The sequence below is a fragment of the Flavobacterium bomense genome (assembly GCF_003970355.1).
Genome location: NZ_RYDJ01000009.1, coordinates 47457 through 71788 on the forward strand (window position 1 = coordinate 47457; position 24332 = coordinate 71788).

The window sequence follows — 24332 nt, forward strand, 5'->3', positions numbered from 1 at the left end:
TCGTTCCTCGCAAAGACAATGAAGAAAACATTTTACAGTAACGGAAAACTTTTAATCACAGGTGAATATCTGGTTCTTGATGGTGCCAAAGCGTTTGCATTACCAACAAAAATGGGGCAAAACCTCATTATAGAAAAGGGAAATAATAAGGAAATCATCTGGAAAAGTTATGATGCAGATGGAAGTATTTGGTTTGAAGACACCCTTTTATTTTCTGATATTTCAAAGGAAGTTCAAACTAAAAATGAATCGGTCAAGGCTACACTTAAGATTATTTTGCACGAGGCATTCAAATTAAATCCGGGTTTCATTTTAAATTCAGAGGGATACACAATCACGACTGAACTTAGCTTTCCCAAAAGCTGGGGTTTGGGCACGTCATCGACTTTGATAAACAACATTGCTCAGTGGTTAGACATCGATGCTTTTACATTACTTAAAAACAGTTTTGGAGGTAGTGGTTATGATATTGCCTGTGCACAAAACGACACCCCTATTGTCTATCATTTGGAAAAAGGTACTCCTATTGTTGAAAAAGTATCTTTTAATCCGGATTTTACTAACAATCTTTACTTTGTCTATCTGAATAAAAAGCAAAGCAGCAAAAGCGCAATAACAGCCTACGATATGAATAAAAAGAATAATCTCCCGAGAACGATTGCTTTAAATGACGTGATAACCTCTGAAGTTTTGAATGCGACTACAATTCAATCTTTTGCTGCAGCACTACAAAAACACGAAGTACAAATGAGTATTGTTCTGGAAACACAAACGATAAAAGAGTCTTTGTTTGCTGATTTTAATGGCGTGATAAAAAGCCTGGGAGCTTGGGGAGGAGATTTTGTAATGGCGATTACAACTGAAAATCCAACTGACTATTTTGTTTCAAAAGGTTATGAAACTATAATTTCTTATAAAGACATAATTCTATAAACAAAAAAATCCCGTTTAGTTTTATACCAAAAGGGATTTTTAATTTATCCTGATAGACTAAAAAGTATAGCCAATCCTTAAATGTAAATCAGCAGCGGTTTCCCACTCCTGTGCTTCAAAATAGTATCTTTTACCTAAACCAATTCCTAATTCATAATTAAAATTACTTTCAGAAATCGATCTTCGGATTCCCCATTTTGGAATTAACGTCATTTGATTAGATACATTTACATTATCTCTATTAGAAATAACAAACCAATCGGGATAATAATTAATCCCAAGTGTCAAAAAATTGGCACTGTTATTTTTGATAATTTTTCCTGTAGCCTCTCTTTTTACAATATTGTAATACCATCTTGGCTCTAAACCTAATTTGGGTGTTAATGCATAAATTGTTTTTCCGACAAAATCTCCACCACGTACACCACCATCAAAACCTATTTCTGACCTAAGCACTAATTGGTTCGACAATCTTGATTCATGATTTATCCAAAGGCCAAAAAAACCAGCTTGAACATTATAAATAGATTTTTCTAAACCCTCGTTTTGCGCACTAGCTACGTCACAAAAGAGTAGCAACATAAATAAATAAATTATTTTTCTCATTTTTTTGTTTTTAGTTAAAAAATTATTCCAAACGATAAGCCAAAGGCTGTAATCTTATAATTCCCTTCGTTTTGGTGCTTTATTAATTCTATGTCTTTAGACTTTTTAAACAAGTCAACATAGTATGAAATCTTCTCATTATCGGCAAAAATTAATCCGACACCTAATTTAGATGAAGTTCCATTCCCATCAAATGAATCTGACCATTTTATATTTTTACCGGTTTGCAAATAAGCAAATAAGCAATTATCTCTGTCTTGATTAGAAAAAACTCTTATATCTAAAAGGATTGGAGTTGACAAAAACGTTTCTTTTATGTTATAATCAATACTAATTCCTGTAGAAAGTGCTATAAAATCCCAAAAAACTAATCCATGAATCGTGTTCAAATCAAAACTAGAACCGTCTGATTTCTTTTCATCATCTTTTCCGAATTTTGAAAAATAACTTTCTGTATTTTTTGTAATAGAAAGGGATGTCATATTTAAATAGCTAACAGTGGATTCCATTTTGTCTTGTGACAAGAGAAAATTATATTGAATTAAAAAAAATAGTACACAAATATTTTTCATATTGATTAATCTATACCATCATGAAATTTACTACCATGCCATTCACTACCATGCCTTACTGCCCCAATCATTTTTACTTTGAAATTTTTTGGTCTAATTAATTGGTCGCCAGCACCTATGTTAGAAATTTCCCAAGTTCCGCCAGAATCCCCAGCACTTAATTTAATTTCTGCGCCAAAATCAAATGATTTTTCCCTAACACCTATATTTAAACCTTGATTAAGAACTGACTTTTGAATTATCACTTTTCCTGTATGAGGAAATTTAGCAACAAATGTGCGATTTGCCGGAGGAGTATAGCTATTATTTCCCAATGCACTACGTAGTTGAGCAGTTATGCTTGAATACAAACCATTATAAAAATATTCGTTTAGTTTACTTGCTTTTAAACTACTGTCAATTCCTCCTTGAACTGCATCGTCTAATAAAGGCCAGCCAGTCCCAAAAAACTCAAAAGTCAATCCTAAACCATCGTTTTGAAAAATTTGGTTTAAAGAAGAATGATTTAAATCGGTATAGGTATATCCTCCAATAGTTAAAGAGTTGGGTTGATATAATATTTTTTTGTCATTTAAATAATATGCTTTTTCTTGAAGTTGATTATATGTCATTGCACTGTTAAGTAATTTATCTACATCATATTCAAATTGTGCAGCTTCAACTACTAATCGGATTTCATCTGTCGCTTCAACTCTCCAAAATCCAGTCCAACCTCTATATTGATTAACACATTTTACTCCCAAATGATAAACAAGCAAATAATTATAATTAAATGCTTTCGTTTTAACTCTTCGTCTAGTTTCATATGCATCTATGCAAACATTATTATCTCCAAAAAGACTTCCAAAAATTCCACTATGTGGATCGCAATCACTTAAATTTGATAAAAAACCGCTGTAACTAGGATCTGTAGAAACAATTGAACTTGAAGTCGGAGTATAACTACTAACTCCACCAAAAACACTACCCTCATTACTTTCAATTGGTTGCATTTTGAAATAAACTAAATCAGAATCAATATACGTAACACCTCCATTAGGGATTCTCTCTTTAGCAGTCTGTGGAGTTTCAACCATTAAATCGCTAGAAATATCATTTAAATTCAAATAATCTTCTAAGACGGTATATTTTTCCTCATCCGCAATAAACAAACCAACGTCCGTATATTTATAAATTTCAAAACCTACTTGAATTTCACCATCAGAATTAAGTAATGAAGCGAAAGTATCGTCTCCAATAATATCTTCTATTTCATCCAAATAATCAAAACCAACTTCCATATTAGCAGAAGATGATATTTTACTACTAGAAATAGTACTTTTGTAACGAATTTGATCATTTATTTTTTTTCTATACTGCATGTACAAAAAATCTTCATTTTTTTCAGTAACAATAGGCCTTAATGAATAAAACCCCTCTTCATAGAAAGGCTGTAAAAAAACACTTATTTTTTCATCCGATTCATCAGCATATTGTTGATAAACCCTAACAAAAGCATCTTTGCTCTGAAAAAATAATCTACCATTTTTAATAACTACATCATCTTTAAAAGTAGAGCTTACTAGATTTGAATCGAATTTTTCAGTTTCGCAAGAACTAAAGGACAAACAAACTAACATAAGTATCAGTATAGCAACGACACTTTGTTTGTTTGTTTGTTTGTTTGTTTGTTTGTCATAATTTTTGGTTTTTTTAATTTATTTATTTTTTTAAGAATCTTCTTAAAAGTTTATTTAAAACTACAACAAAATCTTACTTTTTTTCTTTACTCAATTAAAACTTATTAACATTTGAAAAGTAAAAATTCAACTTTTTGTGAAGGCCTAAAATTATGAAAAAAAGTCCCTTCGCATACAAATAAAAAATCCCGATACATTCAGCATGTATCGGGATTTTTTATTTGATTACTTACGCTTTGACTAGTAATTGAATTCCTGTCTGTTGTCTTCAATTTTAGCATTTCCTTTCAAGGCAGGAACTACTCTATTAGCATCTGAAGCGCTTTGTTCTTTTAATTTAGAAACATAAGAAGCATGGCTTTTCAATGCTGGCGCTTTTACAGTGCTATTGTTTTTCACTACATAAACACCTGTGTTTCCTTCAATTGGAGCTGACATTTTATTTGCTGCTAAAGCAAATGCATTTCCTACTACACTTGGCTCTTGACCAACACCTGGCAACATCGTGTTTAGCATTGTCAAGTCAGTAGCTTGTTGTACGGTAGCTCCTACTGCTTTCGCGATTGCTTCCAACGAAGAACCTGTCATTTTTGCCTTTATCAATGCTGCTTTTTTCTTGTTTTTTAGTATTTGTTCCACATAAGGTCGCGCCACAGAAACAGCTACTAAACCAGAATTGTCAATGCTCTTTAATTTTGCAATTACGTGACCTACATTAGCCACTTCAAATCTTTTTACAGCACCAACTTTTACTCCTTTTTCAAAAGCCCAACGAACGATTGATCTTTGATTTCCTAAAGTTCCAAAGTTTTCGTCCATCCCTTTTACAGAAACAGCCGGAGCTACTGCAAGCCCCATATCTTTTGCAATTTTGTTAAAATCTTTGTCCACAGCATCCATTTCTAATTTAGTTGCCTGCGTAAACATTTTATCTGAAGTGGCCTCAGATGCTTCTATTTTCTGAGCTACGGTAGCCAAACGAATTCCGTCTTGCTTGTCCGTAACTTTGATAATATGAAATCCAAAAGGCGTTTCTACTAACCCTATTTTCCCAATACTGCTATTGAAGACAAAATCATTAAATGGTTTTACCATTTGGTTTGGACCAAAATAACCCAAATCTCCCCCTTGTTGCGAAGATGAATCATCAGAAGCTGTGAAAGCTAACATCAAGAAACTATCCGGACTGGCAGAAACTTGTGCTAAAATACTTTCTGCTTTTGCTTTTGCTTCTTCTTTTGTTCTTTTTTCCTTTTGATTTGGAACTTGAGTCCCTTCATAACTGATCAAAATATGACTTGCTTTTGCATTCACACCTGATTTCATTCCCATTGATTTTGAAATACAGAAATATTTCCCGTATATGTAAGGCCCATAAACGGCTCCAGGAGCAAGATTAAATAATTTATCCGCATCAATTGCAGGCAAATCTTTTTTGGCCACATAAGACGAATCATAAGGAACATCTGAATTTGAATTCACAAACTCAATTGTATTAGTTGCTGCTCTGAATCCTGGTAAGGTATCATTTTTTCCGGTAGCTTGATTGTATACTACTGTTCCGGCTAACAATGCATTTATTTTTGATTTTACTTCGGCTTCATCAGCTGGTGAGGCTTTGTCTTCAATCAAGACATATTCTACTTCACGAGATTCTTCTGCTTTGAATTTTTTTTCATTTTTCTTCATATAATCAACAATTTCAGCATCAGTCACTTTTACTTGACTGTCTTTGATTGTTGAATATAATCCTGCAACATAGGCAAAGTTTACTTTATTTGCTTCCATCTCATACTGCAACTTGCCTTCGCTCTCCGTTGTAAAAACGGCCGCTTTAATCAATGTAGTATAGATTTGATATTTAGCATTAAGATCTGCATCTTTTTCTCTGTCTTTCAAAAACTGAGCTTGGGCAGGATTTGCTTTGAAATATTCTTTAAATTTTGCAATATCAAAAACACCGGCTGCATTCAAAAACAATGGATTCCCACCAATATTTTGATCGCCTTTCAGCACTTCTAATAGGTGTTTTTCACCTACTCGTAATCCTAATTTTTCAAATTCAGCCGTTAGCAAAGCAACCGAAACTTCTTGTTCCCATACTCTGTTAGCCGCTTCAGTTGAAGTAATTCCTTGACCACTTTTTTCAACATTACTCACTTTAACTCTAAAATCTTCAAATGAAATATCTTTCCCGTCAATGCTTCCCACATCTTTTGATGTGCTGCTGAAACCTCCACTGCTAAATATATCACCTATGATAAATGCTAATAAACAAAACCCAATAACTAAGATCAGAAGAAGCGAACGTTGTCTAATTTTTTGTAATAATGCCATTTTATTGTTGTTAATTTTTATATTCAGGTTGCGAAAATACAATTATCTAATTAATAATTATAGTAGTAGCGTTTTATTTTATAAGAAATTTCAATTTTACAAAAAAAACTACTCTAGCACGGTCATATTTACTAATTCTATTTTCTTATTTATTGCTTCTTCAATTACAAAACGATACGCTCCAATGGTGATAACAGCTCCATTTTGAGGAATTTCGGTAGTAAAATTCACAATAAACCCCCCAAGTGTTCCATACGAATCACTTTCCGGAATAGCCAGTTTATAGGTATCATTAAGGTACTCGACGTCTAACCGGGCTGAGAAAACGTATTCGCCATCACCGAGTTCTTTTTCAATCAATTCTTCATCTGAATCGTGTTCATCTTCAATTTCACCAAAAAGCTCTTCCACAATATCCTCTACGGTAATAATTCCGGAGGTGCCGCCGTATTCATCTAATACAATAGCTACACTTTTACGTTTTTTGATCAGCAAACTCATCGCATCTTTGATAAAGATTGTTTCCGGAACAAATTCTACCGGAATCACAATATCCTTGATACTGTCTGGTTTTTTGAACATATCAAAGGAATGCACGTAGCCTACAATGTCATCGAGTGAATTTTGAAACACCACTATTTTAGAATAGCCTGTTTCTATAAACAATTCTCGGAGATCTATGATGGTATCCGACAAGTCAATGGCTATAATTTCAGTACGGGGATTCATCACATCTCTGGCTTTGACTCCTGAAAATTCTAATGCATTTTGAAACATCAGAATTTCAGAATCCATGGCATCATCATCTTCAACACTGCTCATTTGTTCCGTAATGTAATTCCCCAGCTCAATTTTACTAAAATAAAGCTGTACATTATCGCCTTCGGTTTTGAAGAATTTTATCAAAACAAAATCAGAAACCCAAATAAAAAATGCAGCTATAAAATAGAAAATACTAAAAAAGAAATAGGCGGGAATTGCAAAAAACTTAAATAGAAAATTGGCATAAATTTGAAAAAAAACTTTTGGCAAGAACTCTGCGGTAATCAGCACAATGATAGTAGAAATTATGGTTTGAATTAATAAATCCAAGAAATCCGAAAACTGAAGCCCCAGAGTAACAAACCAGCGCATCAATAATTCGCCCATAAAAAAACCGTAGACCACCATGGTGACATTATTCCCAATGAGCATGGCTACGATAAACTTGGAGGGCTTTTCAGTAAGCTTTGTCAGTATTCTGGAAACAAAACCGCCTTGTTTTTTTTCAATTTCAAGATATATTTTATTTGAAGAGACAAACGCTATCTCCATTCCTGAAAAAAAAGCACTTAGTATTAGACACAGGAAAATAACACTAATCTCCATGAATTAGGATTTTTTGTTTCGGTCTTCAAACTTTTTAGCAAATTTTCTTCTAAAGAAAAACATAAAAACGGCTAATCCGGCAAACATGAAACTCAACCACGGATTTTCTTCCTCGGCATTTAACTTTATGAAGCCATCATAAATAAAATAGGCTCCAAAAACAAGATAAACGTATTGTGTGTATTTTAAGTAGTTCATAGGGTGTTGTGTTATTCAGCGGTTTCGAGTTCGCCGGTTATTTTTTGAGAATTAATCACTTTGAAATCCTTGCTAAAATCGATTCCTTGTCCATTTGAAACACCTTTTGGGTCTGTTAATTTAAACCTTCTTTCGGTAAAAAACCACTCATTTCTTTGATCAAAATAAAGTTGCTCTGTTTCTAACAGCTGTCCATTTTCATTAGAGATCCTTACTTTTCCCTGCAGATCAATTACTGCTGTTCCTTTGTAAGAAATGGCATAATTTGATTTGATAAATGTTTTCTTCCCTTTTTTGTCAAATAAAGTAACATCAATCCCTTTTGGGAATTCCGTAAAAGGAAAGCTAACGTTAGAATAATCTAACATTTTAGAGCTGATCAAAATGGATGTAATCCTTCCTGAATCTGTATATTTGAGATTTACCATATCAGCATCACTACTGGGAACAAACTCGGAGAAATTTATTTTTTGTATTTCCTTAAAATTACTTTCGCACCCCAAAAAAAGCGCTCCGGCAAAAACCGTGACCCCTAATTTGATATAATATTTTTTGACTACTGTCATAAGCTTGCCTGGACGAAAAAATTGGAAAAAGTACTTCTTTTTATTCTAGTTGAATTTCCTTCTGATGAACCATTCGTCATTAAGAGAAAAACTCACACTTACATTGGCGTAGTTTTCTTGAACTAAATTAGATGCTGTAGTTCCTTTTTTGCCTAATTCAAATCCAATATTCACATTAGAGAACTGACCTGTTAGTGGCAATCCAATGCCTAGAGTTAATCCCATATCATCGATGGATTCTGAATTGATCACCATTCCGGTTTTTTCAAATCTCAAACCACCCCGGTATGTAATCCTTTTTGTGTAGCTTGTGAACGAGTTGTAATTAGGAATAAAATACCCTCCAATGCTGTATTTCGAATGCTTTTCGTAGGTAACATTTGGCATTGAATTAAAATTATTTGCCAAGGAGCCTGCATCCTGAAGTGTCACACCAACTCCTACGAGCCATTTTCTGGCCTGGCCAAAACCTGCTGCTAATGCTAATTTACTGGGCATTTTCAAATTCACTTGGCTCTTTACATCATCCAGTGCATCTACAACCACTACATCAAAATTCGAACTAAAAACCACTGTCGAAATATTCCTGTTGTTTTTAGACACCAATGTATTTTCCAACGTATAATTTGCACTACTAAAAAAAGAGATTTTTTTGTTTATTTTAGTCTGATACATCATCCCTACATTAAAATTCACCCCAGACAAATCAATCGTATTCAATTCTCTGGTTCCAACAGGAACTCCACTAATGAATTCAAGGTTATTAGATTCAATTTTTCCAAAATTATACTGCACATCGGCACCTACACTAAAATTCGGCGTCACTTTATACCCTACTCCTAAAAAGGCCTTGTTCAAACCACCAGTACCATTGAAACGCTTGCTGTTTTGCGAGGGATCAGTAGCAATAGATTGTATTTTATATCCTACCGATGAATACGGAATCAATCCAAAACCCAACCCAAACTTACCAATAGGCAAACCCACGGCCAGGTAATCCAGAGTCGTTCTTCTTGTATTTGCAGCTTCAGTATCTGTTTTCATTTTTGTGGTCGCATGCGTACCACCCAGGGTAAAAGTAGTTAGTTTAAGACTTGCATAACTGGCTGGATTTTGCAAGTTCATGTGTATACTGTCTTGTTCAATAGCTATTCCTGCCATCGAACGGTTTTCCAACGTTCCTTTGAACCTAACATCTCCTATTCCATAAAAAGAATACGGGGACGCTGTTCCTTCTTGAGCAAAAGATACTAATGATAAAAGCAAACAGGCGCTTATTATAATTTTTTTAATCATTTTTGGTTTTATGTTGAAATGTTTGGTTTAAACTTTCCAGAAGAAAATTTGAATTGGCAAATATGGTATTTTTTAATCGTTTAGCCAAAAAATCTGTGTCTCCACCCGTTAAAATTATTATAAAATTTAAATACCGTGCTTTATATTGATTTATAAACCCGTCAATCTCATAAACTAAACCGTTTACCACTCCGGAATGAATCGATTCTGAAGTTGATTTCCCAATCAAATCTTCCGGAATCCCCAGAGACAATAAAGGTAATTTTGCGGTGTAGTGATGCAATGCTTCATAGCGCAATCGCAGTCCCGGCGAGATCGCTCCCCCTAAATAATTATTTTCCTGATCTATAAAATCATAGGTAATGCAAGTTCCGGCATCAATGACCAGCCGGTTTTGATCCGGATACCGGAGCGTAGCCCCTGCAGCAAGAACCATACGGTCAATTCCCAAAGTTTGTGGCGTTGCGTATTTATTTTGGAACGGAAAAGAATCCTTATTCGAGATAAAATGCACTTTTATCTCTTTATCGAAAGCTAAAAACGGCTGTTTTCCGAGATCTCCAACTGAAGAAACCATCAAATCAGTTGTTTTTTTAAAGTTTTTTAAAATATTTTTAATATTTTTTTCCAATTCAATTTGGCTAAAAACAAAAACCTCCAAAAGCATAGCACCCTCAAAAACAGCGGCTTTAATTCTGGTATTTCCCACATCAACTACTAAAATCATAATTTCTTTTTTGATGGGACAAAGGTACGAATTGATTTTTTTTTAAAATTGTTTTGGATAAACTAAAAATCATACTATATTTGCACCCGCAAACAAGTTCATCGAACTCCTACTAAAATAAGAGCAAAGTGAGATAATAGCGAGGTACCTTAGCTCAGATGGTAGAGCAATGGACTGAAAATCCATGTGTCCCTGGTTCGATCCCTGGAGGTACCACAAAACCCACTCAAACGAGTGGGTTTTTTGTTTTTATACAAAATCAAAAACAACTTTGTTCAAGACTTGATCTAAAACACATTCCTTTCGTCCTTGCTCAAAGCAGTATTGCAAGAAACAAAATACTCGTACAGCAATAAAATTCCCTTCAAAAGACCTCAAAAAGCGCCTTCGTTTCTGGAATCAGTAGTTCCCTCTTGTTCCCAAAAAAATATTTTATTCCGTGTACAAACTCCATAAAAACAGCCCGCACTCTCGTTTAATGCATTGCCTTCATATTCTTTATAATTAAAAACAAATAGGCCTAATTGCAAAAAAAACAATCGCACACGAACCCTTTCCTATATTTTTAATAATTTTCATATAAAAACATTCCGCTTCTATGTTTGCAAAAAACACTTTTTAAATAAGTAGGAAAACCAGGCTCATAAAAGGAATAACACATACCCCTGAAAAATAAAGACAGAGTAAAAAGAGGTCCTTTTACAATTTAGCTTTGCATTTTTTTTTCCGGCAGCAACAGCTCCCACAGTCGCTTTATCTCCCACATTTGTATTGAAAGAAAAAACAGGTATTCCAATACGGATTTCAAAAATCATACCGAGCATCGCCCAGTGGCCATGATACAACTACAACTGGTCTTGGCGTCTTGTAAAGATTTATTTCTTGCTTTCCTTACAAAAAAGGTTCTCAGAATTATCAAAGAGTACTGACAACAAGGAGAAGAATACTCTTATTTTGATGTTTTTATCGGACTACACTGTTCTTTTTTCCTATATTTACTAAAAACCAAACTTCCTCTTTTGCCGGAACAAGCAAATTATGACCAATTGTAACACCAAGAATTAGTTGCCTGTATGCCTTTTCTCTTGAATTAAATAAAAATTAGCGATACCATTACACTATGAAAAAAATTTCCCTGTTACTGCTTTTTATTGCCACGCTGCAAGCCACTATTGCTCAAAACGGAACAGAACCCGTACACCTTACAGATCTGCTAAAAATTAAAACCATCAACAACGTCACACTAACTAAAGACGGAACAAAAGTGGCCTTTACCCTGACCACTATCGAGCCTGACCAGACTAGTACGCTGGATTATAAGTATCGAACCCAGATATATAGCGCATCCACGGCAAACACAGCCACTCCGTTGCAGTTGACCACTAGCAAAGAAGGTGCTGCAAAACCCGCATGGAGTCCAGACGGAAAGCAGCTTGCTTTTACGCGCTCCGTAGAAGACAAATCTCAAGTTTTTATTTTATCCCTAGATGGAGGAGAATCCATGCAATTGACCAGCCATAAGTACGGCGCAAACAACCCAAAATGGTCTCCAGATGGCAAAAAAATACTTTTTTCATCAAGTCTTTCTCTACAAGAATTAATTGCAGACTCTACCCTAAACAAATCACATGACATACCAACTTGGGCCATGGAAAAACCTGGTTTTACCAATAATGAACATTTGTTACCCAATAGCGACAAACCTAACCCAAATGGGAGCTTATCCCAGATAAGAGCCTATCTTGAAAAAAATGCCGTGGATAAAAAAGCAATCGTCCTAAACAAATTAAACTTTCAAAGTGAGTCGGCTATCTCATCCGAAATGACTTATAACCATTTCTTTGATATCAATGTGACTAAAGATGCTGCGCCACGACTGCTCACAAAAGGATTTTATAGTTTTACCAATGCTGACTATACTCCAGACGGCAAACAACTCATTTTCTCGGGCGATATGGACACCGCAGAAAATCCGGATCGCTCTTTAGAAAGCGAAATTTATTTAGCGGATAGTGATGGGACTAATTTAAAAATGATCTTAGGCGAAAAGGACAAAAGATACAGCAATGCCTCCGTATCGCATTCCGGAAAATGGCTTGCCTTTCTTTTTAGTTCTACTTCTTTCGTCTCAGTCCCTACCTTAGCAATAATGCCAATAAACGGAACCGAAAAAGACATTATAACGATCCCATTTGATCGCAATAAAACAAATCTCATTTGGAGTACTGATGACAAACACCTCTACTTCACTGGACAAAGCAATGGTGGAAATGTCCTGAACAAAGTCACTATAGCTACAAGAAAAGTAGATTCTTTATCGAGCAGTGAGATTGGCATTACCAGTTTTGACATTGCTAACAAAACTCTTGTTTATTCTAAAACAGCGATTTCAAATCCATCCGAACTGTATTTTTCCACTACGGATTTCAAAAAAGAAAGAAAAGCCAGTACTTTTAATGATTGGGTGCAAACTAAAAAATTATCCTTCCCTGAAAAGAAAACGTTTGTCAACGATTTAGGGATGACCATTGAGTATTGGGTAATGAAGCCTGCCAACTACCAAGCAGGAGAAAAATACCCTTTGTTGCTGGAAATTCATGGAGGGCCATCTGCTATGTGGGGACCAGGTGAAGAAAGCATGTGGCACGAATACCAATATTTTTGTAGCAAAGGATATGGTGTCGTATATAGCAATCCTAGGGGTTCCGGCGGTTATGGTTTAGATTTTTTACGGGGTAACATCAATGACTGGGGCAAAGGTCCTGCAAGCGATGTGCTGACCGCTTTAGATAAAACTATCGATCAAGGCTGGGCTGATCCCGATAAACTATTGATAACCGGAGGTTCTTATGCTGGTTACCTGACGGCTTGGATTATCAGCCATGACAATCGATTCAAAGCCGCCTGCGCACAACGTGGCGTATACGACCTGAACACCTTTTTTGGCGAAGGGAATGCCTGGAGACTGGTTCCTAATTATTTTGGTGGCTATCCGTGGGAAACCAAAGTAAAAGAAATTCTGGCGAGAGAATCCCCTTTGACATACGTTGAAAACATCAAGACCCCTTTTATTATTTTTCACGGGGGCAATGACCGTCGTACGGGATTCGTTCAGGGAGAAATGATGTATCGCAGTCTCAAGGTTCTGGGGCGTCCTGTTGAATATGTAGTCCATCCGGGAGCAACACACGAAATCACTCGCAATGGCGACAACAGACAGCGAATGGATCAAATGTTGCGAACCTATGAATTCTTTGAAAGATGGATTGCTAAAAAATAAAAAACTAAATTTTAAAATTACGTAGAATAAAAAAATTAAATTAAGTACGTTTATATAAGTATTAATACTTGTATTTACGTAACAATACTTAATTAATTGGATTATGATTAAAGTAACAGTAGTCGGAAACGGCATGCTAGGATACAAGTTTTGCGAAAAATTTATTGCAAAACCCGGACAGGAAAAACATCAAATTACCGTATTTGGAGAAGAGCCCAGACGCGCGTATGATAGCGTTGACTTATGTAAAAACTTGGTTCAAGGCCAGAAAAACAAGCGGTTTTCCAAGCAATAGAGGCGGTTGCCTCAAATACAAAGACAAGCAAATTGCCATCATCAACTTTGAATGCAAAAAAGAATGGTATGCTTGTCAAAACGCCTGCCCTAATAAAATGAAAATGGCTCTTTCCAGAGGAATGTTGAGTTCTATGGGAGATATTCCCAAAATAGCCTGCCCTTTGCACAAAAAAACTTTTTCACTTGTGGACGGTACCAATTTAAATGGAGACGATCTAAAAATTGCGACTTATCCTGAAAAAATTATAGGTAACGAGGTATTCGTTGGCTTTTTGGATTAATTATGTATCTTTGATTTTAAACCTTTCAAATGACAATCTTACAATTCCAAAATGCCAGCGCATGGATTGATGCAGAAAATGCACAAGATCCAAATCATGAAATAGACCACTCTGTTTCGCAGCCAAAGGAACTATTGTACTCTAATCGAATGTACGAAAGGCTGATGGATTTTTATCCAAATGCATCCGAAGCTGTTCAAATTTCGGCCAAAGCACAACACATTTGCCGATGGAAAATGCCCCGAGAATCCTATCCAATGGATCGAGTGGGCTATTTAAAATGGCGCGAAGATTTGAAAAAATTTCACGCTAAAACCACTGCTGAAATTTTAGAAAAAGCAGGATATTCCACAGCATTTATTGCACGGGTTTCTTTCCTTATCGAAAAAAAATTACTCAAAAAAGATATCGAAACACAACTCCTTGAAGATGTAATTTGTTTGGTGTTTATGGAATTTTATTTGGATCCTTTTGTTCAAAAACACGACCGAGAGAAAATGAAAAATATTATCTTGAAAACCTGGAATAAAATGTCTGAAAAAGGACAACAGGAAGCCCTAAAAATAAAATTTAGCGCTGAAAATTTCGATTTGATAAAAGAAGCGCTTGGTTTGTAAATCGACATGCTTATGAAAAACAGAGCCACAGCATCTGTTGACAAAGACACCTTCAAAAATCTAAGACGATTCTATCTATTTGCCTTATTGACTATTGTGGTTACGGTTCTGTTAAGTCAACTTCTAATTCAGTCCAACCTCAACCGTCAGTTGAGCGATTCTAAAATAATCAATATTTCGGGTAAACAAAGAATGCTGAGCCAGAAATTGACAAAATAAATTTTAATTTTGGGATTTATTGCTGATCCCAATACTAAAACCACGAACATTTAGCAGAAGTTGGATTGATACACATGAACGGTCGTTTGTACGATCCTGTTTTACGTTCTTTTTTAATGCCCGATAATTTTATCCAGCAACCGGAGAATACCCAAAACTACAACCGCTATGCGTATGTGTTGAACAACCCACTAATGTATACCGATCCTAGTGGGGAATTAGGAATTGAAATAGGTATTTTGGGATTAATAACCGGAAATCCAGTGGCATTAGGAGCTGGTATAGCAATTATGGTAGGCTCTGTACTTGCTGCTAAGTGGGATGATTGGAAGATTAAAGATTTCTTCAATGACAAAGTTAGTAATGCCGTTAAAGACACAACAAAGTGGCTTAGCAAACAAGGAAAATCAATTGGGAAATTTGTCTCTAATATGTTTAAAAAGTCATCTAAATTTGATGAGTCAAAAGTAACATCTTTAAATTATGCATCCGTAAACACAACCAATACTATTAGTAATAGCTTTACTGCTGGTAGTACGGTTGCCTCTGGAGGGTTTCAAAGTAATTATAGGGGAAATGGTGCTGCTACCGGTCTTGTCGTTAGTGGGCTCAATCACGCGATGCATCAGATGGATAGTTATGAGGGTCGTAGAGATAGTGAAGATGGGATTGATACGCCTAGAAAAAAGAGCACTTCGACTTTAAAAGATTTACCTACAGTAGAGCCCACAGAATTTGGAATGGGGCTTATGGAGTATATAGAAGGTGGAGCTCCTCTCAAAGGTGTTAATTGGCTTAATAAGATGGTTGGAAAATATGGCCCTGAAACAATAGCAACAGTTGAAAAAGTTGGTTCAAAATATTATAAATATTCTGCGGAAGTTGCTGGAAGAAATGGCAGAACTATTTATACAAAATATTTAAATATGGAAGGAAAGACAATGAAGTTTTTTCATGATTCATACAATAGTTCAAATAAATTTACGCATAGGGGATGGACAGAAGGTTCCACAAAAGTACATCAATGGTGGAGCGGAGTAAAACAGCATGGTCAACATTATTTTCCAAACAGATAGCGTATGAAATATAATTTTGAAACATTAGAAGAAGTCCTTACAGCTGTAATGAATAGTAATTTTAATCGTAATTTCACATCGATAATTGCAATGGCTTATATCTTTGAAGAAGATGATAGTATTCTTTTTAATGAAGAAAATTTTAAGGGATTAGGTTTCTTATTTGATTTTTTTAATCTTGAACAATTTGATTTATCTGACCAAGAATTTAAAGAAATAATAACTAATTTATTGAGCTTAAAAGGGAAAATCAATATAGTTGAAATAAAAAAAATTCTGTATCATAAACAATTGAAATTATATGAAGAAAAGTTTAATGGAAATTTAATTTCTAATGAAACTTATAAAATTTTACTTGGTAAAATCTTAGAATAAAAAAGAATCTAACTAACACCTTTTTTAGGGTAGTGTTAAAAAAAACAGGCAAATTGCCTGTTTTTTTGTTTTATAAAGTTGCTACATTTTTAGCGAAGAAGTCTTTAAATTTTTTATTGGTAAGCATTTTATCAATGAGTTTAAAAATCGTTTGTTTGTCTTCTTCTTCAAGTTGTTGTATTAATCTAATTTGTTCAACGGCTGTTTTATCTTCCATCACGACTTCGGTTGGAATTTTACCATCGTAATTAATAATTTGGTCAGTAGTTAAATTAAAAAGTTGTGACATTTTTTGGAGTTTATCGACTGTTAAGGCTCGTAATCCTTTTTCAATCTTACTATACGCAGATTTATCTGCGCCAATATGTGTAGCTACTTCAATTTGCTAGAGGTTATTCAAACTGGCTCTCGTTTGAAACGAGTGCCTACTTACCTTATAAAAACAAGTCGAAGCGTTTGCAACGCGCCTAGCTATAAAAAGTGTAATAAAAAAAGCACTTGCTCAAGCCAAAATGGACTAGCCATAGAACGCCGTCATTTTGATGCTTGGGGAAATTTAGCTAAATTGCAACAAAATGGAGTAGCAATAGTTTTACCTACAGATGGTACCGCTGCAAAATTGCTTTTCTTTGATCGTGGTTATACGAGTCATGAACACCTTTCTGAGGTAGGCTTAATTCATATGAACGGTCGTTTATATGATCCTGTTTTACGTTCTTTTTTAATGCCAGATAATTTTATCCAGCAACCGGAGAATACCCAAAATTACAACCGCTATGCCTATGTGTTGAACAACCCATTAATGTATACCGATCCTAGTGGGGAAATAATTCCTTTTTTGGTTGCAGTTGCTATTGGTGCAGCTGTTTCTGCTACCGTTTATACTTTAACTGCTCTAATGAGCGATGTACCTTTTAGTGTTGGTGGCTTGCTAAAAGCCACTTTTATAGGAGCAGCTAGTGCAGCAGTAACTTTTGGTATAGGTAGTGCTTCTACAGCATTGTTTACTAATTTCTTTTCAAAAGCAGCTTTTCAAGCTGTTGCTCATGGCACTTTTCAAGGAACAGTGACGGCTATAAGTGGTGGAAAGTTTTGGTCTGGTTTTGCAGCCGGAGCACTTAGTAGTATCGCGAGTAGTTTGTATAGCGGTGGACAAAGTATGGATGGACTAGGTAAAAATGCAAGCGCTATTGCTGGCACAGGGTTTAATAGCATTGGAGATAACCTAGGAGATGTTGGAATGATTGCTTTTGGAACAGTTGCTGGCGGTGCTGGTGCAGCATTAACTGGAGGAAACTTTTGGCAAGGCGCAGTTACGGGTTTAGTGGTTAGTGGGTTGAATCATGCGGCGCATGAGATGGATGACAGCCAACAACCTGATCCTAATGATAATGGGGAATTGGCAAAAAGGATTGCAAATCAATATGGTGGGGATGTAAGTGAAATTCGTGAATGGTTAAACAATCATCCGTTTGAACTAGTGAAAGGAAGTAGTGTTAGATTTAAAAGGATTAGATATAGAAGCAAAATATAAGAATCCTTCAGGGACAAATGTGAGAAATTTAATTGGTAAATTACCTCAGATGGCAGGAGAAGAGTCGGGAACTTGGTTGCTAGAACTTATATTTAAAGGAGGTCCTGTTGGACAGCTTTTGGGTGATGGTGGTCTAGCAAATGCTCCGTCACCTTCAGATAGAGCTCAACAACAAATGAGAATAGTAGGAGCTAAAAATGCTTTAATTGAACATGTTTTTATGCCACGAGGACCACAATATCCAAGTAGGTATAATTTGTTTTATAAAGCTAAATAGACATTAAAATGAGAAAGTTTTATTTGTATATTATTTGCACAATGATTGTTTCGTATTTTGATGTGAAGTACAATTTGAAAAGTATTTTTCTTTTTACGTTTTTTGTAATTTCAGTACCATTTTTTAATGATGTAAAAAATTATTTCAAGATTTCAATTTTAAAAATAAATAAGATATTTGCCATATATGTAATAATATTTTCTTTAAGTTTTACCATTCTCTTTAGTTTATTGCCACACTTGATTTTTAGAGATTACAGTATTAATAAGATAGAAGATTTTACTAATTATGGTATTTTAAAAGTTTTTTTATTATCTCCAATATTAGAAGAGTTAATTTTTAGAGGAAGTTTATTGTCTTTATTGGTAAAAACAGAATCCCCAAAAAAAGCGATTTTTTTATCATCGTTGGGATTCTCTTTGGCTCATTATCTTTCTGATTCAAGTTTATTTGCAGTTTTTGTATTAGGAGTTTTTCTTGCTTATGTTTATTTAAAAACTGAAAATATTTTTTTATGTATCATTGTTCATGCTTTAAACAATTTTTTAGCTTTAGTTTTCTCCCCTTTTTTAATATCTATATTAAAAATTAAAGAGACTGGTTGTTATCTGTTAGAAATTATCGTTATGAGTAGCGTAATAATGTCGTTATCATTGTTTAAGATTTATAAACAAAGTAAAAATTGAATTATAAAAATGGATATAAATAAGGAATCTCGAAACAAAAATTGGCTGAAAATATTAGTTCATTTTTTGTTTAGGTTATTTCTAAGGCTTTGAAAATACCCAATAGCTTAGAATTGCATTCTATTCCCACAGACATGAGCATTTTTTAGTTAATAAGTATTACGGTGGATTCAAGTAGCTAAATTTTAAATACCATCTGACTCAAGCAGAAATTTTTTCAAATGTTAGCATGATGTTTACCCTAGTGTAGAGAGCAGATATAATCAAATCGGTTAATATGATCATCCATATCAAAAATATCTTAAACTAAATAATTTTTTATATTGGGATTTTTCCAAAAGTCTTTTGTAAAATTATTTGTGTAAAATTCAAAAGTAATGTTACATTTTAGTCGTTTTCCTAACACGACTTTCTAACGTGTTAAATTTTTTCAATTTTTCTAACACGTTTACATAACGTGTTAAATTTTTAGCATTTTTCTAACACGTTGTTTTTATGCGGTAAATTTTCAATGGTTTTTTACCATATTTAACTATAGCAATCGATTCTGTAAAGTCTTTAGGCGGTAAGGATTGCAAAGTAAAATTTTCTGTCATTGTATGTGATTGATTCACAAAGTTAGAAAACTTATTTTGATATTGTAGTGATTTCAAAAAATACAATTTCTTGAAAAAAATTAAATTCATACCCCCACAAGAACCACCAAAAAGAAAAGTTACCGAGGTAAAATATTTTTTTTGAGGTACTCCCCATCTTTTATTTAAGAACGGAAACCACCATAATAAAGTGATTTACACAGAAAACGAAACAAAGACATTTATTTACGGACAAAAAAACAAACTGCTAAACTTTGATTATTTCAAGTTAAGACTATAGAAACAGACAAAATAATGTTATAAAGATACTGTTTAACAGTTTTTAACTTATTGTATCAATCTAATTCAATTACATTAAAATACATTCATTTTAGTCCCACAATATAAAACGGGGTTGTTTTTAGGGGAATATACAAAATAAAAAGACTTAAAAAACTGATTAACAGCTATTTAAGTCTTAATGTTTGTGCGGATAATAGGACTCGAACCTACACGCCTTGCGGCACCAGATCCTAAGTCTGGCATGTCTACCAATTTCACCATATCCGCGAAATTCTGAGTGCAAATATAAGCATTACTTCTTAAGTTCAAAGGAATTTCTTAAAAAATTATTTACTCAGTTTTTTGTACTTTTGAGATTATAAAATAATTAAATAATGGAAAATATTAAAGCATACATTCAAGAACACAAAGACCGCTTTATCAACGAGTTAATCGAATTATTAAAAATGCCCTCCGTGAGCGCAAATCCTGCTTTCTCACTAGATATCATCAATACTGCTGCTGCCGTAAAAGCAAGTTTGGAAAAAGCAGGCTGCGATTTCGTTGAAATCTGTGATACCCCAGGCAACCCAATCGTGTATGGCGAAAAAATAATCGACCCAAATTTACCAACCATTTTAGTGTATGGCCATTATGACGTACAACCCGCAGATCCTATTGAATTATGGACTTCGCCGCCATTTGAACCCGTAATTAAGAAAACCGAAACTCATCCCGACGGCGCTATTTTTGCCCGTGGATCCTGTGATGACAAAGGCCAAATGTACATGCACGTAAAAGCATTGGAATATATGATTCAATCGAATACTTTGCCGTGTAATGTGAAGTTTATGATTGAAGGTGAAGAGGAAATTGGCTCCAAAAGCTTGAGTTGGTTCGTAGAACGCAATCAGGAAAAACTAAAAAATGACGTGATTTTAATTTCGGACACCGGAATGATTTCTAATCAACAACCGTCAATTACAACAGGATTACGTGGATTGAGTTACGTAGAAGTCGAAGTAACGGGACCAAACCGTGATTTACATTCCGGATTATACGGTGGAGCGGTTGCCAACCCAATCAATATTTTAGCCAAAATGATTGCTTCGCTTCATGATGAAAACAACCACATTAACATTCCTGGTTTTTATGATAATGTAGCAGAATTATCCTTGGAAGAAAGAGCCGAAATGGCCAAAGCGCCTTTCAACTTAGACAATTACAAAAAAGCATTAGACTTAAATGACATTTACGGCGAAAAAGGCTATAACACAAACGAAAGAAACTCCATTCGCCCTACACTGGACGTCAACGGAATCTGGGGTGGTTACACCGGTGAAGGTGCCAAAACCGTTATTGCAAGCAAGGCTTTCGCTAAAATTTCCATGCGTTTGGTTCCTAATCAGGATTGGGAACAAATCACGGAACTATTTACAAAACATTTCATAAGCATTGCTCCTGCCGGCGTTACCGTAAAAGTAAAACCACATCATGGCGGACAAGGTTATGTAACGCCAACAGACAGTATTGGCTACAAAGCCGCGAATATGGCGTATACAGAAACCTTTGGCGTTCCCGCAATTCCCGTGCGCTCCGGAGGAAGTATTCCTATCGTGGCGTTATTCGAAAAAGAGCTGAAAAGCAAAACTATTTTGATGGGATTTGGTCTGGACAGTGATGCCATTCACTCGCCAAACGAACATTTCGGAATCTTCAATTACCTGAAAGGGATTGAAACCATTCCGTTGTTTTACAAATATTTTGTAGAACTTTCTAAATAATAGTTGGCGATACCGTCCGTTCGAGTTTTTTTGTAAAGAGAAACGGAAAAAAAAAGTATCGAGAACCTACATCCGCTCTAAACAGGGCGGATTTTTTTTGGGCGTTCCCACGCTTCCACTATCGTTCCAGCGTGGTCAGGCTGTCCGTTCTCAATCTTTTTATTTTTTGAAACAAAAAAATAAAAAGGATTTCCACTCCCATCCTTAACGCAAACCGCTGACTACCACAATATTTTTCATAAAAATTTGTTTATTTCAATTTATATTCTACATTTGTAGAGCTAACTCTATTTTCGTAGAACAAAATCATTTTATGCGACAAACTGTTATTGTAATCGGCTTGTTATTTTTGGTTCTTGGTTGCAAAACCAATCAAATGAAAAATAAACTTAGAGAAGGACTTTGGATTGAACAATACTCACAGGATAGTTCCCATTATAAATCAATTGGAAAATACAGAAAAGGTGATCCCGTAAAAAAATGGAGTTATTTTTTAAATGGCAAAATTATTAAAAGAGAAAAATACAAAGACAACATCTGCAACACTACTTTTTATCATGAAAATGGAAAAATACAGTCCAAAGGAAAAACAAAAATGGAAACGAGCGATAAGTACGCACATTGGTTTTATTTTGGTGACTGGAAGTTCTTTAATGAACATGGAAAACTAATAACGATAAAGAAATACAATAACGGAGAATCAGTTTCCGAAATAGAAATTAAATAACATGCAACAACTAACAAACTCAGAAGAACAACTCATGGAACACCTTTGGAAACTCGAGAAAGCCTTTATGAAAGACTTGCTGGAAGCTTATCCAAAACCAAAACCGGCAACCACAACCGTGGCTACTTTATTGAAAAGAATGATTGACAAGCAATTTGTAGCGTATACTGAATTTGGGAACTCCCGGGAATATTATCCATTGGTCAAAAAAACGGATTATTTCTCCAAACACGTCAACGGATTGATAAGTAGTTTTTTCAATAATTCGGCGTCGCAATTTGCTTCTTTCTTTACCACCGAAACGAATTTGTCTCAAACGGAACTGGAAGAACTCAAGAAAATAATAGACAGTGAAATTCAAAAAAAGAAAAAATGAGCGACTTTCTAATCAAATCAACAATTACTCTATTCGTATTACTGGCAGTGTATTATTTGTTTTTAGAAAAGGAAAAAATGCATGTATTCAATAGGTTTTACTTGTTGTTCAGCCTTGTTTTTTCCATGGTGATTCCCTTTATTACTATTGAAGTTATTCAGGAAATAGCACAGCCTGCAGTCAATCCAGGAAACATCCAAATACTGCAAGGAAGCGTTATTGTACTTGAGGAAACTAACTATTTGGCAATAGGATTATGGAGTTTGTATGCGGCAGTAACACTCGTTTTGGCGATACGTTTTCTCAGTAATATCAATACCATTTCGACTAAAATGAAGTCGAATTCGCCAATTGATTATAAGAATGCCAAATTGATTTTGCTACCCGAAAAAACATTGCCGCATACTTTTCTGAATAGGATTTTCATCAACGAAACGGAGTACAACAACCGTCAAATTGAAGCTGAATTGTACACGCATGAACTTACGCATGTAACCCAAAAACACACTTTGGATATTTTATTCATCGAACTATTGAAAATCGTTTTTTGGTTCAACCCAATTTTTATTTTTTACAAAAAAGCAATACAACTCAATCACGAATTTCTTGCTGACGAGAAAGTAGTGACCTCCTACAACAATGTTCCGTTTTACCAATCTTTATTATTATCGAAAGCAAACGAGAATCAAACTTTTTACTTGGCCAGTAATTTGAATTATTTAATAACTAAAAAACGATTACTTATGATGACAAAAACCACATCAAAAAACATTTCAATACTTAAGAAAATGGCGATTGCTCCAGTACTTGCAGTACTATTATTTTCTTTATGTACAGAAACAGTTGCAAGAGAAAAGAACGATCCTATCGTTGTTCAGCAACCAATTTTAAATGAGAAGATTGCCATTGCCAAAAGTGCATTGCAACAAATTGAAAAGTCAGAAAAACGAAGTGACACTATAAAAAGAAAAAAACTAGAGGTCGTGAAAATTAAGAATGAAGAGTATACCAAAATTGGTAGTCTTTATTTTAATGATAAAGGATCTGTAGACATTAACGGTAATCCTGTAAATGACGGTTATATTTCTATCAACAATGAGGTTCATTTTTATGTGACCAAAGGTAAAGAAAGAGAATACTACGACAGATATGGATTTAGAGTAAACAGCCAAGGAGTAAAAATAAATAATGAAACAATTACTGTTTTAGAAAAAGACTATCAGGCAGAAGCTTCAAAATTGATCGCCAGCGATGAATTTGGAGACGTTTATAATACTGCAGGAATAACTAACAAGCCTGATTTTCCTGGAGGAATTGGCGAATTTTATAAATTTGTGGGAACCAATTTTAATATTCCTTTAGATGCTGAAAAAAATAAAGTTAAAGGAAAAGTCTACGTTACATTTATAGTTGAACTTGATGGCAGACTTACTAATATCAAAATCATAAGAGATATTGGATACGGAATTGGCACAGAGGTGGTTCGTGTTTTAGGTATATGTCCTAATTGGATTCCCGGTAAAATGAACGAGAAAACCGTGAGAGTAATGTATAGTTTACCAATAACTATTCAATCTGGAAAGGCATAATTATAAAAAAAGAAATCCGCTTCAAAGAAGCGGATTTATTAAACTAACGTTTTATGGGTTGTAGATGGTGTGTGT

The 24332-nt window shown here is 34.6% G+C and carries 23 protein-coding genes, 2 tRNA genes and 1 pseudogene; 15 read left to right on the top strand and 11 right to left on the bottom strand.

From position 1 onward, the window contains the following. Window positions 1-18: 18 nt before the first annotated feature. On the top strand, window positions 19-933 hold the full coding sequence (locus EKL98_RS09145; protein WP_126562112.1) for a GYDIA family GHMP kinase: 915 nt from the start codon (window positions 19-21) through the stop codon (window positions 931-933). 57 nt (window positions 934-990) lie between these two features. Here the strand turns inward: EKL98_RS09145 and EKL98_RS09150 are convergent, their stop codons facing one another. From EKL98_RS09150 to EKL98_RS09190, 9 genes are all read right to left on the bottom strand, one after another. Then, window positions 991-1539 (bottom strand): hypothetical protein, encoded by a 549-nt coding sequence (locus tag EKL98_RS09150; RefSeq protein ID WP_126562113.1) that lies wholly within the window; start codon window positions 1537-1539, stop codon window positions 991-993. Window positions 1540-1553: 14 nt separating this feature from the next. Next, window positions 1554-2063, bottom strand: a complete 510-nt coding sequence (locus EKL98_RS09155) for a hypothetical protein (RefSeq protein ID WP_126562114.1) — start codon at window positions 2061-2063, stop codon at window positions 1554-1556. Between the two features lie 53 nt (window positions 2064-2116). Continuing rightward, window positions 2117-3718, bottom strand: a complete 1602-nt coding sequence (locus EKL98_RS09160) for a hypothetical protein (protein WP_233589414.1) — start codon at window positions 3716-3718, stop codon at window positions 2117-2119. A gap of 312 nt (window positions 3719-4030) precedes the next feature. Continuing rightward, on the bottom strand, window positions 4031-6127 hold the full coding sequence (locus EKL98_RS09165; protein WP_126562116.1) for a peptidylprolyl isomerase: 2097 nt from the start codon (window positions 6125-6127) through the stop codon (window positions 4031-4033). Window positions 6128-6235: 108 nt separating this feature from the next. Further along, window positions 6236-7495, bottom strand: coding sequence for a hemolysin family protein (locus tag EKL98_RS09170; protein WP_126457477.1), 1260 nt, complete (start codon window positions 7493-7495; stop codon window positions 6236-6238). A 3-nt stretch (window positions 7496-7498) separates the two neighbouring features. Beyond that, window positions 7499-7693 (bottom strand): hypothetical protein, encoded by a 195-nt coding sequence (locus EKL98_RS09175; RefSeq protein ID WP_126457478.1) that lies wholly within the window; start codon window positions 7691-7693, stop codon window positions 7499-7501. Window positions 7694-7704: 11 nt separating this feature from the next. Beyond that, a complete protein-coding gene (lptC, locus tag EKL98_RS09180) occupies window positions 7705-8259 on the bottom strand; it encodes an LPS export ABC transporter periplasmic protein LptC (protein ID WP_126457479.1) in 555 nt (184 codons plus the stop codon). A gap of 45 nt (window positions 8260-8304) precedes the next feature. Next, window positions 8305-9555, bottom strand: coding sequence for a hypothetical protein (locus EKL98_RS09185; RefSeq protein WP_126562117.1), 1251 nt, complete (start codon window positions 9553-9555; stop codon window positions 8305-8307). Next, complete coding sequence (locus tag EKL98_RS09190) at window positions 9548-10282, bottom strand: type III pantothenate kinase (RefSeq protein WP_126562118.1); 735 nt, start codon at window positions 10280-10282, stop codon at window positions 9548-9550. Before EKL98_RS09190 ends, EKL98_RS09185 begins: the two co-directional genes overlap by 8 nt. Window positions 10283-10425: 143 nt before the next feature. Between EKL98_RS09190 and EKL98_RS09195 the strand changes: the two genes are divergently transcribed. The 7 genes and pseudogenes from EKL98_RS09195 (at window position 10426) to EKL98_RS09230 (ending at window position 16427) form a co-directional block, all read left to right on the top strand. Continuing rightward, window positions 10426-10498: transfer RNA gene (locus EKL98_RS09195), tRNA-Phe, on the top strand. Window positions 10499-11402: 904 nt separating this feature from the next. After that, window positions 11403-13562 (top strand): S9 family peptidase, encoded by a 2160-nt coding sequence (locus tag EKL98_RS09200; RefSeq protein ID WP_126562119.1) that lies wholly within the window; start codon window positions 11403-11405, stop codon window positions 13560-13562. 227 nt (window positions 13563-13789) lie between these two features. Further along, on the top strand, window positions 13790-14140 hold the full coding sequence (nirD, locus tag EKL98_RS09210; RefSeq protein WP_126554910.1) for a nitrite reductase small subunit NirD: 351 nt from the start codon (window positions 13790-13792) through the stop codon (window positions 14138-14140). Window positions 14141-14169: 29 nt separating this feature from the next. Beyond that, the gene (locus EKL98_RS09215) at window positions 14170-14757 is read left to right on the top strand and encodes a DUF4202 domain-containing protein (protein ID WP_126452893.1); all 588 of its coding nucleotides are present in this window, start codon (window positions 14170-14172) and stop codon (window positions 14755-14757) included. Between the two features lie 12 nt (window positions 14758-14769). Then, the gene (locus EKL98_RS09220) at window positions 14770-14976 is read left to right on the top strand and encodes a type IV pili methyl-accepting chemotaxis transducer N-terminal domain-containing protein (RefSeq protein ID WP_126562120.1); all 207 of its coding nucleotides are present in this window, start codon (window positions 14770-14772) and stop codon (window positions 14974-14976) included. A gap of 38 nt (window positions 14977-15014) precedes the next feature. After that, window positions 15015-15197: pseudogene (locus EKL98_RS18560) on the top strand (RHS repeat domain-containing protein); the annotation flags it as partial. 858 nt (window positions 15198-16055) lie between these two features. Continuing rightward, on the top strand, window positions 16056-16427 hold the full coding sequence (locus tag EKL98_RS09230; protein WP_126562121.1) for a hypothetical protein: 372 nt from the start codon (window positions 16056-16058) through the stop codon (window positions 16425-16427). 70 nt (window positions 16428-16497) lie between these two features. Here EKL98_RS09230 and EKL98_RS09235 read toward each other — a convergent pair whose 3' ends face one another. Beyond that, window positions 16498-16809, bottom strand: a complete 312-nt coding sequence (locus EKL98_RS09235; protein WP_262706919.1) for a helix-turn-helix domain-containing protein — start codon at window positions 16807-16809, stop codon at window positions 16498-16500. 39 nt (window positions 16810-16848) lie between these two features. Between EKL98_RS09235 and EKL98_RS09240 the strand changes: the two genes are divergently transcribed. The 3 genes from EKL98_RS09240 to EKL98_RS09250 are packed head-to-tail and all read left to right on the top strand — an operon-like array spanning window position 16849 to window position 18924. Continuing rightward, window positions 16849-17961: an RHS repeat domain-containing protein gene (locus EKL98_RS09240; protein WP_233589416.1), complete on the top strand. Its 1113-nt coding sequence runs from the start codon at window positions 16849-16851 to the stop codon at window positions 17959-17961. A gap of 49 nt (window positions 17962-18010) precedes the next feature. After that, on the top strand, window positions 18011-18238 hold the full coding sequence (locus EKL98_RS09245; protein WP_126562124.1) for a hypothetical protein: 228 nt from the start codon (window positions 18011-18013) through the stop codon (window positions 18236-18238). Between the two features lie 8 nt (window positions 18239-18246). Continuing rightward, window positions 18247-18924 (top strand): CPBP family intramembrane glutamic endopeptidase, encoded by a 678-nt coding sequence (locus tag EKL98_RS09250; protein ID WP_126562125.1) that lies wholly within the window; start codon window positions 18247-18249, stop codon window positions 18922-18924. A 1063-nt stretch (window positions 18925-19987) separates the two neighbouring features. On the opposite strand, the gene EKL98_RS09255 is transcribed toward EKL98_RS09250, so the two are convergent. Then, a tRNA-Leu gene (locus tag EKL98_RS09255) sits at window positions 19988-20069 on the bottom strand. A 107-nt stretch (window positions 20070-20176) separates the two neighbouring features. Here EKL98_RS09255 and EKL98_RS09260 point away from each other — a divergent pair. From EKL98_RS09260 to EKL98_RS17600, 4 genes are all read left to right on the top strand, one after another. Beyond that, on the top strand, window positions 20177-21565 hold the full coding sequence (locus tag EKL98_RS09260; protein ID WP_126562126.1) for a dipeptidase: 1389 nt from the start codon (window positions 20177-20179) through the stop codon (window positions 21563-21565). Window positions 21566-21941: 376 nt separating this feature from the next. Next, window positions 21942-22292, top strand: a complete 351-nt coding sequence (locus EKL98_RS09265) for a toxin-antitoxin system YwqK family antitoxin (protein WP_233588610.1) — start codon at window positions 21942-21944, stop codon at window positions 22290-22292. 1 nt (window position 22293) lies between these two features. Further along, window positions 22294-22668, top strand: coding sequence for a BlaI/MecI/CopY family transcriptional regulator (locus EKL98_RS09270; RefSeq protein WP_126457489.1), 375 nt, complete (start codon window positions 22294-22296; stop codon window positions 22666-22668). Further along, window positions 22665-24257 (top strand): M56 family metallopeptidase, encoded by a 1593-nt coding sequence (locus tag EKL98_RS17600; RefSeq protein WP_158618324.1) that lies wholly within the window; start codon window positions 22665-22667, stop codon window positions 24255-24257. Before EKL98_RS09270 ends, EKL98_RS17600 begins: the two co-directional genes overlap by 4 nt. Window positions 24258-24332: the final 75 nt, after the last annotated feature.

Coding starts and splice junctions, on each gene's coding strand:
- EKL98_RS09175 (WP_126457478.1), bottom strand. CDS start 7,693: ATGAACTACTTAAAATACACACAATACGTTTATCTTGTTTTTGGAGCC.
- EKL98_RS09165 (WP_126562116.1), bottom strand. CDS start 6,127: ATGGCATTATTACAAAAAATTAGACAACGTTCGCTTCTTCTGATCTTA.
- EKL98_RS09220 (WP_126562120.1), top strand. CDS start 14,770: ATGAAAAACAGAGCCACAGCATCTGTTGACAAAGACACCTTCAAAAAT.
- nirD (WP_126554910.1), top strand. CDS start 13,790: ATGATAGCGTTGACTTATGTAAAAACTTGGTTCAAGGCCAGAAAAACA.
- EKL98_RS17600 (WP_158618324.1), top strand. CDS start 22,665: ATGAGCGACTTTCTAATCAAATCAACAATTACTCTATTCGTATTACTG.
- EKL98_RS09215 (WP_126452893.1), top strand. CDS start 14,170: ATGACAATCTTACAATTCCAAAATGCCAGCGCATGGATTGATGCAGAA.
- EKL98_RS09200 (WP_126562119.1), top strand. CDS start 11,403: ATGAAAAAAATTTCCCTGTTACTGCTTTTTATTGCCACGCTGCAAGCC.
- EKL98_RS09250 (WP_126562125.1), top strand. CDS start 18,247: ATGAGAAAGTTTTATTTGTATATTATTTGCACAATGATTGTTTCGTAT.
- EKL98_RS09185 (WP_126562117.1), bottom strand. CDS start 9,555: ATGATTAAAAAAATTATAATAAGCGCCTGTTTGCTTTTATCATTAGTA.
- EKL98_RS09260 (WP_126562126.1), top strand. CDS start 20,177: ATGGAAAATATTAAAGCATACATTCAAGAACACAAAGACCGCTTTATC.
- EKL98_RS09145 (WP_126562112.1), top strand. CDS start 19: ATGAAGAAAACATTTTACAGTAACGGAAAACTTTTAATCACAGGTGAA.
- EKL98_RS09245 (WP_126562124.1), top strand. CDS start 18,011: ATGGCAGGAGAAGAGTCGGGAACTTGGTTGCTAGAACTTATATTTAAA.
- EKL98_RS09265 (WP_233588610.1), top strand. CDS start 21,942: ATGAAAAATAAACTTAGAGAAGGACTTTGGATTGAACAATACTCACAG.
- EKL98_RS09190 (WP_126562118.1), bottom strand. CDS start 10,282: ATGATTTTAGTAGTTGATGTGGGAAATACCAGAATTAAAGCCGCTGTT.
- EKL98_RS09230 (WP_126562121.1), top strand. CDS start 16,056: ATGAAATATAATTTTGAAACATTAGAAGAAGTCCTTACAGCTGTAATG.
- EKL98_RS09170 (WP_126457477.1), bottom strand. CDS start 7,495: ATGGAGATTAGTGTTATTTTCCTGTGTCTAATACTAAGTGCTTTTTTT.
- EKL98_RS09150 (WP_126562113.1), bottom strand. CDS start 1,539: ATGAGAAAAATAATTTATTTATTTATGTTGCTACTCTTTTGTGACGTA.
- EKL98_RS09270 (WP_126457489.1), top strand. CDS start 22,294: ATGCAACAACTAACAAACTCAGAAGAACAACTCATGGAACACCTTTGG.
- lptC (WP_126457479.1), bottom strand. CDS start 8,259: ATGACAGTAGTCAAAAAATATTATATCAAATTAGGGGTCACGGTTTTT.